Origin of the sequence: Flavobacterium salilacus subsp. salilacus, from assembly GCF_004634195.1 — a bacterium.
GTDB lineage: Bacteria > Bacteroidota > Bacteroidia > Flavobacteriales > Flavobacteriaceae > Flavobacterium > Flavobacterium salilacus.
Map to the genome: position 1 here is coordinate 308,034 of NZ_SKBP01000002.1, position 13,773 is coordinate 321,806.

Here is a 13,773-nt window from a genome sequence, read left to right on the forward strand (position 1 = left end):
TGAATGTAATGTAAGGGAGTGAAGAATCTCAATTGTTTAATAAACAAGAGATTCTTCCTTCGTCAGGATGACAAAAATGCTTGTTTAAGCACTTTTGAGACAGCCCTTTCTTATTTAAAAGTAAATGCTACGGTAAGCTTAAAAACAATATTATCATTAAAATCGTTATAAGCATACCCTCCGTACCGATAAAAAGCTCCTGCACCAAACCCTAAATATCCCATATTAACATAGTTCATTTTTATCAAATGGTCTGCTTGCAACCCTGTTTCCAGATAAAGTTTATCTTTTGTCTTAAAATCGATACCTTGCAGTAACTCCCGATTTTTTAAATCGCCCCAGCCAATATTGTTGTGAATAGAAATATAAGGCTGAAAGCTGCCTGATTTAAATAATAATCCGCCAAAACTATGGCTTGTAAAAAGATTCACATACCGGTCTGATACAAATTCATAAGGAAGTACGGTTTGAAAGGTGTTTTTTATAATAACCCTGATATCATTATCATAACTGCCCTCGCCGGTAAAAAGTAAACCGTAGGGCAAAGGTGTATCAATATACCCTCCTTCAACCCTAAAAGTTGTTTTTCCTAAGTTTTTAATAAAAAAAGAATGCTGTACAACAGCTTCAATTTTATTATAGTTAAAATCGCCGTCAAGAGTACCTTTTAAACCTTTGGTATAATTTAAATACAAAACGGGATAGGGTAAATCTGTGGTTACATTTTGCCCGAAAGACTGTACTATTTTTTCTTTATAGGCAAAGCGCATATTAACTCCTATTGTGGTATTGGTATATCGGTTTATAAAAGGAGCTACTGCGCCAAAGGCATAATCATATTTCGGAGTTATTTTGGCATGATTAAAACTTAAATTCCATTTAGTATAACGCAAAGCACGAAAACTTGTGGTAAAACTTTCTTCACGAAGCCTGTCCATACGATAGGCAATAACGCTGCGAAAGTCGTAATAACTAAATTCAGGAAATTTAAACCCGTGCTCCCCTATTTCCACTAAGTTGTCCTGATATTTTAGCCCCATTGTAAATTCATTTCTTTTGGAAAACTCATAATTTACCCCTCCGCCATATTTCCATTCAGAATCTTTAGTACCATAACCAAAAAAACCGCCAAGTTCCAGTTTTTTAAAGAGGCGTTCGTTAGTATAAAGCCCTAACCCTAATCGAAAACCTTCATATTTGTTATATACCAGTGTCTTTCCTATATCAATATCAACATATTTTATGGGAATCCTCCCTCTTACTGCTTTTTCCATAAAGGTAAGCAAACCATCAAAGTTATTTTTCTGCCCAATGCTGTCAATAATACGATAAGTACTTAGTTCTATAGTATCTAAAGGAATATTGCGTGCCTTAAGCCAAAAAAGACTGTCTTTTTGGGCTGCATCTTCTTTTATCCATACCGACTCTACTCTGAAATTTCGTTTATTTATAGGTACATTTATGGCTATACTGTCAATAAAACTTTTGCCTTGCACCATCATCCCCTTACCCTTTTCAGGATACTCCTTTAAATCTAACGCATAATCAAGCTGCTGCGGAAACCAATATCCTTCGGGTGTAAAAGTATATTGTTGCTGTATTCTTAAATCTATTTTTCCTTTTTCATGGGGCGATGCCGTAACGTTTTGAAGGGCATACTTGTTTGTATTAACATATAAAAGCCCTGTAAGTGCTTCAAAATTCTTTTTAGGCAATGGTTCGTATGATATAACATAAACAGTATCTCTGCTGGTATAAAGGGTATCCTGTAGTGTAAACCTGTATTTATTAAGACTTCCTTTGCTGATGGGGTTAAGATAATTTACATCCAGAAAAGGTATATTATCTTTATAAAACGAGAAGGGTTGTAAATCAGTAGCAAGGGAGGCAAATGAAGGGTTATTAAACCCTGATACTTTGGTTGCCAAAACTACTTCTTCGCTGTTATCAGGGTTCACAAATTTACGTTCGGTAACGGATTCCATCATAAAAATATGAGCATTTTTAAGCAACCTATTCATGCTGATGCTGTCATTTGCATCTTTATGCTTAAAATCGAAAACAACTTTATTGTAAGAACGGTAACGAAACGAACCTATGTTTTCGGGATTATTAAGCTCTTTATTGGCAATTACTTTCCGCATAATGGCATTAGCCGGATTTTCTCCGGGGTTAATAACAAGTTCTTTAAGCTCGTTGGCAGAAAAATTCATTGCTATTACTAAACCTTTCACGTCTCCTGACAGAGGTAAACTCACATTACTGTAACCTACATAGCTACAGGTAAGCGAGTGCAATGCTTCTTCGTTGCTGTAATAGGAAAAGCTGCCGTTAATATCTGCTGTAATACCAAGTTTAGGATTTTGGTTAAAAATAATATTGGCAAATGCAAGCGGATCGCCGGTTGTTTTATCGATAACCTTACCGCTGATATGATTTTGAGCATAAAGAAACAACGGACACGCCAGGAAGAAGAAACTAAAGAGTAATTGTAAACTCTGAACTTTGAAATATTTTTTTAACGGCATATTTTTTTCAGTATAAGCAATAAGTTTAATTTATTTTTAACAATATTTCCCTACAAATTTCAAGCCATGAAAAAACCTGTAAACCAACGTTTTATATCCATTCACTTCAATGCAACAGCAATATATTAATTTCTTTTTATTGCAGGCAAAGCTTAATTTGAATATATACGATAAAAGTTGCTGTACTATTTTAATTAACCCCCTGAATGAATGGCACAACCATTTTAATATTTTGATTTTAAGATATCTAAAATATAAAAATGATGAAAACAAGTCGTTTTTGATAGTTTTGAACAGTAAAAAGGGGCAGTAATTAACTGCCCCTTTTTTATATTTATATTCTGAGTATAAAATTACCAACCTCCTGATGCGCCACCGCCGCCAAAGCCGCCGCCGCCGAAGCCTCCTCCGAAACCGCCGCCGCCAAAGCCGCCGCCACCGGAATGACCTCCGCCAAAACCGCCGCTTCGACCAAGACTGCTCAGTATCAAGATATCGGCAAGTGTAGAGCCATAGCCTCCCCCTCTGCCGCCACGACCTCCGCCGCCACGTCGGGAAACAGCCGATATGATAAAAATAATAAGTATAACAGAAAAGATTATTGCTCCTATGGGAAAGCCTGTATCACGCTTTCTCTCACCTTTATATTCCCCCTGCATTACCTGCATTATAGCCGTCGTACCTTTATCGATACCCGCATAATAATTTCCGGCTTTAAATTCAGGTTTAATATCATTTTCAATAATCAGCTTGGAAACCGCATCCGTCATAAGGTGCTCTGTACCCCTGCCTGTTTGTATTGCCATCTTTCTGTCGTCAACCGCAATAAGCAACAGTATCCCGTTATCTTTTCCTTCCTGCCCTATGCCCCAAGTATCGGCTATATCAAAAGCATACTTCCAAATATCTTCGCCTCCTGTGGTATTTACAGCTACTACTACTATTTGGGTAGATGTAGTATCGGCATAGTTAATCAGCTTTTGTTCAATACTCTTCTTTTCGCTTTCATTTAAAATTTTAGTATCAAAATCGTAATAACTGGTTTGAAAAGATGGTTTTTTGGGTATATTGGCATTTTGCCCATAAGAACTTAAGCACAAAATGAGCAGCAATAATGTGGCTATATGTTTTGTATGTAGAGTAATATTTTTCATTTAGCTTTTTGAGATTTCATCCGGCAATTCGTTTGTATCGCCTTTATTATCATACGGAAAATATTTTTTCAGGCGTTCTCCTGCTCTCAATATACCTTCAACAAGACCGTCTTTAAATTTGGCATTTTTAAATTGAGAGATTACAGCATCTTTAGTACAATCCCAAAAATCATCTTCTACAACTTTATCAATACCTTCATCGCCAACAATGGCAAACGTTTTATCGGCAACGCCTACATAAAATAGTACCCCGTTGCGGGCAACAGTATTGTCCATCCCTAAAAGCTGAAAAACCTCCTGAGCTCTTTCGAGTGGAGGTTTTTCAGTATGATTTTCAATATGCACCCTTATTTCTCCCGATGTATTTTTTTCGGCAACGGCAATAGCATTTACTATTTCTTTTTCTTCGTCGGGAGTTAAAAAATCTTTGGTTGCAGCCATATCTTAGTTAAAATCAAATTTTACTTCAGGTGCTTTATCCGCACCCTCATCAGCTTTAAATCGTGCCATATCTTCAAACCCGAAAAGGCTGGCAAAAATTACCGACGGGAAGCTGTGTTTTTTCTTATCATACTTGTTTACAGCTTCATTATAACGGTCGCGCGCTACATTTATCCTGTTTTCAGTTCCTTCAAGCTGCGATTGCAAAGCAAGGAAGTTTTGGTTGGCTTTCAGGTCAGGATAACGTTCTACCGTTACCAACAATCTGGATAAAGCCCCTGATAAGTTCCCTTGAGCCTGTTGGAATTGTGCCACTTGCGCTTCGGTAAGATTATCAGCATCTACATTAATCGAAGTAGCTTTAGAACGTGCTTCTATAACATCGGTAAGTGTACCTCTTTCAAAATCGGCTGCTCCTTTTACGGTATTAACAAGGTTACCGATAAGGTCATTCCTTCGCTGATAACTGCTTTCTACATCTGCCCATGCCGTTTTGGCATCGGCTCTTACGCCTACAAGACCATTGTAAGAGAAAACCGCAATAAGTATTAGTATGATAACTATACCCCATCCTATCCATTTTTTGTTCATATCTGTGTGTTTTAAAGTTCGTTTTTAATATTGATTAATGTTGTTTTTACAGCTTCTAATTTACGAATTATCTCGAATTTATCCATGGTTTTCTTTTGCCCTTCTTTCAGGTGCACTTTTGCCCCTTCCAGTGTAAATCCGCGCTCTTTAACCAGGTGGTATATCAGTTGCAGGTTTTTTACATCCTCGGGCGTAAACATTCGGTTACCCTTAGCATTCTTTTTGGGTTTAAGAATGTCAAATTCCTTATCCCAAAAGCGGATGAGCGAAGCATTTACATCAAATGCCTTTGCGAGTTCGCCAATGCTGTAATATCGTTTTTCAGGAAGGTCTAAATGCATTAGTCAAGTGATTGGTTTTCCTGGTTAGCTAATTGAGAAATTAAAACATATTCTTTAGCCGAAATAGTACCGTAATAGAAGTTAATCGGGTTAATGGCTTTTCCGCCTTTATGCACTTCATAATGCAAGTGTGGCGCTTCCGATCTGCCCGTGCTTCCCACATAGCCTATAATATCGCCGCGTTTTACCTTTTGCCCTACTCGTGCTTTATACTTGCTAAGGTGGGCATACAATGTTTCGTAACCAAAACCATGTTTTATAACAATATGGTTACCATAGCCCGAAGCTTTATTGTCGGCGCGCCTCACTACCCCATCGCCTGTGGCATATATGGGTGTGCCCGTTTTAGCAGAAAAGTCCATCCCTGCATGAAACTTCCGTATTTTGGTAAATGGGTCGCTCCTGTACCCAAAACCCGATGCTACATGGCGCAAATCTTCATTTTTTACGGGTTGTATAGCCGGTATAGCAGTAAGAAGTTTCTCTTTATCTTTTGCCAACTTGGCTATTTCGCCCAACGATTTAGATTGTATTACCAATTCTTTAGCTATTACATCGAGCCGTTTGGTAGTATTAATAATAATATCTGAATTGTTGTAGCCTTCCAGTTCTTTATAGCGGTTTACCCCTCCAAAACCTGCCTTGCGCTGCTCTTCGGGTATGGGCGATGTGTTAAAGTACGTGCGGTATAAATTGTTGTCGCGCTCTGCTATACTTGCCAACACTTCATCTACCTGATCCATTTTACGGTTCAAGGCCTCATAGTGTATTTTCAAGTTCTCAATTTCGCGTGCCTGTAGTTTATCTTTAGGTGTTTCAAAAAACGGAGTGTTAAGCAGTACTATAAAACACAAGAAACCAAACAAACCCGAAGCTACTAAAAACAAAAGCACAACACCTATTTTTTTACCTTTCTTAACCTTTATTTTACGGTAGGCAAGTGTTTCGGAATCGTAATAATATTTTACCTTCGACATATTGCTAATTTATTCTATTTTTGCACCTTATTGCACCATTCTGTAAGGTCAAAACTAATAGACGCACAAAGTTAATGATTGTTACGGTTTTTCGTAACTTTTTTTCAGTTTTAAGGCTTTCAGGTGCAATTAATTTCAAAAAAATAAACAAAATTATACCCAAATATGAAATCGCGGGATATCAGGAAACAGTTTTTAGATTTTTTTCAGGAAAAAGGACACTTAATAGTCCCTTCGGCACCTATAGTAACCAAAGACGACCCTACGCTTATGTTCAACAACTCGGGCATGGCACAGTTCAAGGAATACTTTTTGGGCAATGCCATCCCTAAAAGCAACCGTATAACCGATACTCAAAAATGCCTTCGCGTTTCAGGTAAACATAACGATTTGGAAGATGTGGGTTTTGATACCTACCACCACACCATGTTTGAAATGCTGGGCAACTGGAGCTTTGGCGATTACTTTAAAAAAGAGGCTATCAACTGGGCTTGGGAACTGCTTACCGAAGTATATAAAATACCGAAAGACATTTTGTATGTAACCGTATTTGAGGGTAGCAAAGAAGATAATGTACCGTTTGACCAAGAAGCTTATGATATATGGAAAGGGCTTATAGCTGAAGACCGTATATTGATGGGTAACAAAAAAGATAACTTTTGGGAAATGGGCGACCAGGGACCTTGCGGACCTTGTTCGGAAATCCACGTAGATATCCGTTCTGCTGAGGAGAAAGCAAAAGTAGCGGGTAAAGACCTGATAAATGCCGACCACCCGCAGGTGGTAGAGATTTGGAATAATGTATTTATGGAGTTTAACCGTAAAGCAGATAAATCATTAGAGAAACTTCCCGCACAACACGTAGATACCGGTATGGGCTTCGAAAGGCTTTGCATGGTACTGCAAGGTGTACAGAGTAATTATGATACCGATGTATTTACGCCAATTATCCAAAAAATAGAACAACTTACGGGTAAAAAATATACGGTTAAAGCAAGTAACGAAGAAGAAGAAAAAACAAACATCGCTATCCGTGTAGTTGCCGACCACGTTCGTGCCGTAGCATTTGCCATTGCCGATGGGCAGTTGCCAAGCAACACGGGAGCAGGGTATGTTATCCGCAGGATATTAAGGAGGGCTATCCGTTACGGGTTTACTTTCCTTGATAAAAAAGAGCCTTTTATCAATGAGCTTGTTGCAATACTAAGCGAGCAAATGGGCGAATTTTTCCCGGAGATAAAATCGCAGCAAGGTTTGGTTACTAATGTGATTAAGGAAGAAGAAGCTTCTTTCCTTCGCACATTAGAGCAAGGATTACAGTTACTTGAAAACGTAGTAAGCGAAACCAAGGGCAAAGAAGTATCAGGTGCTAAGGTATTCGAGCTATACGATACTTTCGGTTTCCCGGAAGACCTTACAGCCTTAATTTTAAAAGAAAAAGGCTTTAGCTATGACAAAGCGGAGTTTGATGCCGAACTGAAAAAACAAAAAGACCGTAGCCGAGCCGCGAGTGAAGTGGCTACCGACGACTGGAATATTTTAACGGAAGGCAATACCGAAACGTTTGTAGGGTATGACCAACTGGAAAACGAGGTTAAAATTACCCGTTTCCGTAAAGTAGAGTCTAAAAAAGACGGCACATTATACCAGATAGTTTTAGACAAAACCCCTTTCTACCCCGAAGGTGGCGGGCAGGTTGGCGACAAAGGTGTTTTAACCTCTGCTAACGAAACCATTGAGGTGCTTGACACTAAAAAGGAAAACAACCTTATACTGCACATTACTAAGAAATTGCCTGAAAACACAAGTGCTGTTTTCACTGCAAAAGTAAATGGTAAGTTAAGGAGCGATTCGGCAAGTAACCATACCGCTACGCACCTGTTGCATCAGGCATTGCGTAGTATTTTAGGAACACACGTAGAGCAGAAAGGCTCATTAGTTAGCCCTAACTACCTGCGTTTTGACTTTTCGCATTTCGCTAAAGTAACTGATGAGGAGTTACAAAAGGTAGAAGACTTTGTAAACGCAAGAATACAGGAACACCTGCCACTGATAGAACGCAGAAGCATACCTTTCCAACAAGCGATTGAAGAAGGAGCAATGGCACTATTCGGGGAGAAATATGGCGATAATGTACGCGCTATAAAATTTGGCGAAAGCATGGAACTTTGCGGAGGTATTCACGTGCAAAATACTGCCGATATATGGTACTTTAAAATTGTGAGTGAAGGTGCGGTTGCAGCAGGTATTCGCCGTATAGAAGCTATAACGAATGAGGCTGTAAAAGATTATTTCACCACACAGGAAAATACGCTTAACGAAATTAAGTCGGCACTGAAAAACCCGCAGGATACCCTGAAAGCCGTAGCCTCTTTACAGGATGAAAATACTAAACTGAAAAAACAGGTAGAAGCATTACTGAAAGATAAGGCAAAAAACCTGAAAGGTGAATTAGCCTCAGAAATTGAAGAAATAAACGGCATAAAATTCCTTGCCAAACAAGTTGACCTTGATGCTACAGGAGCAAAAGACTTAGCGTATGAGTTAGGTAACTTGGGTAACAACCTGTTTTTAGTACTTGCCACAGCACAGGATGACAAACCTATGCTTACCTGCTACATCTCTAAAGAACTGGTTGCCGAAAAAGGGCTTAACGCCGGGCAGGTAGTACGCGAACTGGGCAAATACATACAGGGCGGCGGTGGCGGACAGCCTTTCTTTGCCACCGCAGGCGGTAAAAATTCGGCAGGGATACCCGATGCCCTTAAAGCTGCAAAAAACTTTATTAAATAATCATTTAAAAGCCATAATTTAAGTTGTGGCTTTTTTCTTTACAATAATATTTTATATTTGCTGCCGAAGATCATATTAATAATTAAAATCTAACTAATGAAAAAAGTTCTTACACTGGCAGCTATTGCCTTATTTACAATGACATCATGTTCCAGTGATGATGATTCTCCTGTTACAAACCCTGATGAAAATGTTGTGCTGCTTAAAAAAAGGATTTCGACAGATGATATTGAAGGAACTATTACTACCCTGTTCAACTATGACGGTAATAAGCTAACCTCTATGGTTTATGATGATGGGCTAATAATCGAATTTACTTATGATGGAGATAAAGTAGTTGAAGAAAGAATACTGTATAATGGTGAATTAGATGAAAAAGGAATATACACTTACAGTGGCGATAATCTTGTTCTGTATGAAAGGTATTCTTATGACATTAACGATGAAGTATATGAATATGTTAAAAAAGAATACGAGCATAATAGTAACGGAACTATTGATATAAGTATATATCAAGCAGAGAATGAAACCGAGCCATTAACACTTCAAGATAGTGGGCTGCTTACCTTTGAAAATGGAAATTTAATTTCTTATACAGAATGTAATCAACCACAATCATGGACATACGATGATAAGAACAGTCCATTCAAAAATATTGCTTCCTTTAATAATATAATGATTCTTCCGGACATCTTCGATAGTGGTGATGGCGGTGGACAAAACAACCCTCTTAACTGGACAGTTTATCATAGTAGTGGTACAGAAAATTTCCATACAACCTACACCTATACATACAATAGTGATGGTTATCCTCTTACTGAAATCTTTGCTTATGACGACAGCCCTATTCCTACAAACAGTCATCAGTATTTTTACGAATAATATATTGTTCTTTTTAAAATTCATTAGCCCTTCAATAATTGGAGGGCTTTTATTTTGTTTATTTATCTTTGCTGAAAATTTTCATCAATGCAATTCAGAACCCAAATACCTATCCCGAAAAGCAATCAGCCTATTGATTACAACTCGCAGGTAGTCTCTTTGGGTTCATGCTTTGCCGTAAATATGGGTGAGAAACTGAATTATTTTAAATTCAGGAATACTATTAATCCTTTTGGTATTCTCTTTCATCCGTTGGCAATAGAAAAGTTTATTGGCTATGCTTTGCAACAAAAGCAATTTACCGAAACGGATATTTTTTACCACAACGAGCGTTGGCATTGCTATGCCGCCCATAGCGACCTCAGCAATCCTGATAAAAATAAGCTTATAGACAACCTCAACACTGCTGTTACCAATACGGGCAAAGCCCTACACGAAGCTACACACCTCATCATTACGCTGGGTACGGCGTGGGTATATCGCCATAATCAGTCAGGTAACGTTGTGGCAAACTGTCATAAAGTACCCCAAAAAGAATTTAGTAAAGAGTTACTATCTGTAACTACCATAGTTCAAAGCCTGCAAAATAGCATGGCAATGTTGCGTGAGGTTAACCCCAACCTGCAATTTATTTTTACGGTATCTCCCGTACGGCATATTAAAGATGGATTTACGGAAAACCAATGGAGTAAAGCTAATCTTATTTCCGCTTTACACGAGGTATTGGCAATTACTCCTTCGGGGGCAGGAGGGCTTTATTTTCCCTCCTATGAAATTATGATGGATGAATTGCGCGACTATAGGTTTTATGCATCCGATATGATTCACCCTAACAATGTAGCGATAGATTATATTTGGGAACGCTTTACAGAAAGCTGTATTGCTCCAGAAGCATACAACACAATGAAAGAAGTTGACGCCATACAAAAAGGCTTACAACACCGACCTTTTAATGTTGATTCAGAAGAACATAAAGCCTTTTTGGAAAAACTGAATCAGCGAGCTGATAAATTGAAAGAACAATACCCACATATTAATTTTAGATAGTTTTCCTGAAAAAATAAAGTTTCATTATTTTTTGAAAGTTTAAAAATATATTCTATCTTTGAACTATGGAATTCAGCGAAGCAAAAAATAAGTTTATCCAAACATGGGGCGCATTAGGCTCGCAATGGGGCATTAATAAAACTATGGCACAGATACATGCTTTGCTCATGGTAGCCCCTGATGCACTTTCTATGGAAGACATTATGGAGGAGCTTCAAATATCGCGCGGTAATGCCAGTATGAACCTTCGCGCGCTAATGGACTGGGGCATTGTGTACAAAGAATATAAAGCCGGCGAACGTAAAGAATTTTTTATTGCCGAGAAAGACCTTGACGAACTGGCTGTAAAAATAGCACAAGAACGTAGCAAACGAGAAATAAAACCGGCATTGAAGGTATTAAAAGATGTTTCTTCGGGTGTGAAAAATGACACATCGGCAGAGGCAAAACATTTTACGGCGCAAACCGAAAAACTATATGACTTTGTACTGAAAGCCGATAACATGATTGAAAAAGTTACCGAAATGAAGGAGAACTGGATAGGTCGTTTAGTTATGAAAATAATGAAGTAAAAAAATTTAATATTAAATTTCAAATATTTTTGAAAGTTTAAAACAATAAATACTATGAAACCATTAAAACATATCAACTTTTTCTTTGTCGGTTTTCCGCTTTTTCTCGGAGGATTAGGCTTTATAATGCCTGGGCTATGGATGATTGCCGCACTCTTTACAATACTTACAGGAGGTTTCCAAGTGGTCGCAGCCTTAGGATGGACTATTATTAAAGGTTACAAAAATGTTCCATTAATAATTTACTGGGTTCTAACAGTAGTATTCTTTGTTATGTGGTACTTAACAAATTGGGGCTGGATATGGTTTCTACCTCCCTTCCTTGCCATGTATTTTACAATAATCCTTCATTACCTAAAAATAGACGAATTATGAAAACACTATCTAACCAAACCCTGCTTTATGATGAAGACTGCCCTTTGTGCCAGGCTTATACAGGAGCATTTGTTAAAAGCGGAATGCTTGATAACGACGGAAGAAAGCCATACTCTGAACTCAATGCTAACGAGCTAACCTTTGTAAATGCTGATAAAGCCGTTAATGAAATAGCTTTAATAGACCGAGAGAATAATACTGTTATCTACGGCATTGACAGCCTGATAAAAGTGATAGGTAACTCCTTCCCTGTTGTGAGTACTATCGGGAATATCAAGCCGATAAAGTTTGTGCTTAAAAAACTGTATTCATTTATTTCTTACAACCGAAAAGTAATTATTCCGGGTAAAAACAGTAATAACGTAATACAGTGCACTCCTGCTTTCAACTATCGTTACAGGATTGCCTTTATGCTTTTTGCCACCATAGTAACAGCCATAACACTGCTTAATTACGCTACTTTACTGCCAATCCCAAAAGGCGGTTTTGGTCGAGAAGCGGCTCTTGCCGTAGGGCAATTAGCATTTCAATTCATCTTTCTTTATAAACTGGATAATAAAACTGTATTGAATTATTTAGGCAATGTAATGACGGTTTCTTTGGGAGGTTCACTACTGCTGTTGCCAATGCTGTTAACTAATAGCTTTACTACAGTACCGGAAATACTAAATATAATATGGTTCGGCATTACAGTCACGCTTATGTTTGCAGAACACTTTCGCAGGGTTAAAATATTAGAACTTCCACCCTACTTATGCTTTACATGGGTTGCCTATCGACTCATTGCCCTTGCAATAATTCTAAACATATAGTCATGATAAGGATAATACACATCATAAATTCATTTGCCCTAGGTATTACCTTAATACTTTGGTGTACAGTCTTATTCGGAATGTACGCCCAACTAGTACTAGGTCCCTTGCAATTGATCTTGGCTTTGATAGTCACTTTCCGATATTACAGACAACTTAACAGTACCCTTAAAAAAGCCTTACTTATTTACTGGGGCGCTGCAATTATAAGCCTGGCGACAGCATATTTTTCATGGGATAACTTCCGGTTCAATGATTTAATTATAATTACTGTATTTATAATACCCATGTTAATTGCATGTTACTTTGGAAGATTAACGTACTTGATTTTAAAACACTTAAACACTCAGCAACCATGAAAAAATTAGTCATAGCCGCCGGCACAGGATTTTTAGGACAAGTACTCATCAATTATTTTAAAGATGATGTTGATGAAATAGTGATACTCACACGCGGTAAAGCCCGTAAAGAAAACAATGTGAGCTATATAAACTGGGATGCCAAAAGCTTAACCGGTTGGGAAACCGAACTGGAAGGAGCCGATGTACTCATTAACCTTGCAGGTAAGTCTGTCGATTGCCGATATAACGAGCGCAATAAAAATAAAATAATTACCTCGCGTATTGACAGCACAGCGGTACTCAACAAAGCAGTTTTGCAATGTGTCCACCCACCAAAGCATTGGTTAAATTCATCTACTGCTACGATATACCGCCACAGTCTCGATAAGCAAATGGATGAAACGACAGGCGATATTGGTTTTGATTTCTCTATAAATGTGGCAAAAATGTGGGAACGTACCTTTTTTCAGACTGAAACGCCGAAAACTAAAAAAACGGCATTACGCACCTCTATTGTTTTAGGTAAAAACGGCGGAGCATACCCTATGCTGAAAAAGCTGACGCAACTCGGTTTTGGCGGTAAGCAAGGCAACGGCAGGCAATTTGTAAGCTGGATTCATGAACTCGATTTTGCCCGTGCCGTAGCCTTTATAATCGAAAAAGAACTGGAAGGTAAAATAAATGTCGTATCTCCTGCTCCTGTGCGAAATAAAAATTTTATGAAAGCATTACAACACAGGATGGATATGCCCATAGCTATTCCCATAGGTAAAGCATTATTGGAAATTGGTGCAACAATTGTAGGTACTGAAACCGAACTGGTTTTAAAAAGCCGAAACGTAATACCTGCCCGATTACAACAACAAGGGTTTACCTTTGTAAATGGAGATTTAGAAAATGCCTTGAAAAACCTATAGCA

General features: G+C 38.1%; 13 protein-coding genes. 7 read left to right on the forward strand and 6 right to left on the reverse strand.

The annotated features are described in order from the left end of the window. Positions 1-110 precede the first annotated feature (110 nt). The 6 genes from E0W68_RS04410 to E0W68_RS04435 form a co-directional block, all read right to left on the reverse strand. Complete coding sequence (locus E0W68_RS04410; protein ID WP_135218194.1) at positions 111-2,528, reverse strand: DUF5686 family protein; 2,418 nt, start codon at positions 2,526-2,528, stop codon at positions 111-113. Between the two features lie 353 nt (positions 2,529-2,881). Continuing rightward, positions 2,882-3,682: a TPM domain-containing protein gene (locus tag E0W68_RS04415; RefSeq protein WP_135218195.1), complete on the reverse strand. Its 801-nt coding sequence runs from the start codon at positions 3,680-3,682 to the stop codon at positions 2,882-2,884. Next, entirely contained in the window at positions 3,683-4,123 is a 441-nt protein-coding gene (locus tag E0W68_RS04420) for a TPM domain-containing protein (RefSeq protein ID WP_135218196.1), read from the reverse strand. A 3-nt stretch (positions 4,124-4,126) separates the two neighbouring features. Beyond that, on the reverse strand, positions 4,127-4,714 hold the full coding sequence (locus E0W68_RS04425) for a LemA family protein (RefSeq protein WP_135218197.1): 588 nt from the start codon (positions 4,712-4,714) through the stop codon (positions 4,127-4,129). 11 nt (positions 4,715-4,725) lie between these two features. Further along, positions 4,726-5,055, reverse strand: coding sequence for a MerR family transcriptional regulator (locus E0W68_RS04430; protein ID WP_135218198.1), 330 nt, complete (start codon positions 5,053-5,055; stop codon positions 4,726-4,728). Next, entirely contained in the window at positions 5,055-6,032 is a 978-nt protein-coding gene (locus tag E0W68_RS04435) for a M23 family metallopeptidase (RefSeq protein WP_135218199.1), read from the reverse strand. Before E0W68_RS04435 ends, E0W68_RS04430 begins: the two co-directional genes overlap by 1 nt. A gap of 165 nt (positions 6,033-6,197) precedes the next feature. Here E0W68_RS04435 and alaS point away from each other — a divergent pair, with 165 nt between their 5' ends. From alaS to E0W68_RS04470, 7 genes are all read left to right on the forward strand, one after another. After that, positions 6,198-8,825 (forward strand): alanine--tRNA ligase, encoded by a 2,628-nt coding sequence (gene alaS / locus E0W68_RS04440; protein ID WP_135218200.1) that lies wholly within the window; start codon positions 6,198-6,200, stop codon positions 8,823-8,825. A gap of 96 nt (positions 8,826-8,921) precedes the next feature. After that, positions 8,922-9,707 (forward strand): hypothetical protein, encoded by a 786-nt coding sequence (locus E0W68_RS04445; RefSeq protein WP_135218201.1) that lies wholly within the window; start codon positions 8,922-8,924, stop codon positions 9,705-9,707. An 87-nt stretch (positions 9,708-9,794) separates the two neighbouring features. Then, positions 9,795-10,754: a GSCFA domain-containing protein gene (locus E0W68_RS04450; RefSeq protein WP_135218202.1), complete on the forward strand. Its 960-nt coding sequence runs from the start codon at positions 9,795-9,797 to the stop codon at positions 10,752-10,754. Positions 10,755-10,819: 65 nt separating this feature from the next. Continuing rightward, the gene (locus E0W68_RS04455) at positions 10,820-11,326 is read left to right on the forward strand and encodes a GbsR/MarR family transcriptional regulator (RefSeq protein ID WP_135218203.1); all 507 of its coding nucleotides are present in this window, start codon (positions 10,820-10,822) and stop codon (positions 11,324-11,326) included. 54 nt (positions 11,327-11,380) lie between these two features. Next, complete coding sequence (locus E0W68_RS04460) at positions 11,381-11,701, forward strand: hypothetical protein (protein WP_135218204.1); 321 nt, start codon at positions 11,381-11,383, stop codon at positions 11,699-11,701. Further along, positions 11,698-12,513, forward strand: a complete 816-nt coding sequence (locus E0W68_RS04465; RefSeq protein ID WP_135218205.1) for a thiol-disulfide oxidoreductase DCC family protein — start codon at positions 11,698-11,700, stop codon at positions 12,511-12,513. Before E0W68_RS04460 ends, E0W68_RS04465 begins: the two co-directional genes overlap by 4 nt. 355 nt (positions 12,514-12,868) lie before the next feature. Next, entirely contained in the window at positions 12,869-13,771 is a 903-nt protein-coding gene (locus E0W68_RS04470; RefSeq protein ID WP_135218206.1) for a TIGR01777 family oxidoreductase, read from the forward strand. The last annotated feature ends 2 nt before the right edge of the window (positions 13,772-13,773 follow it).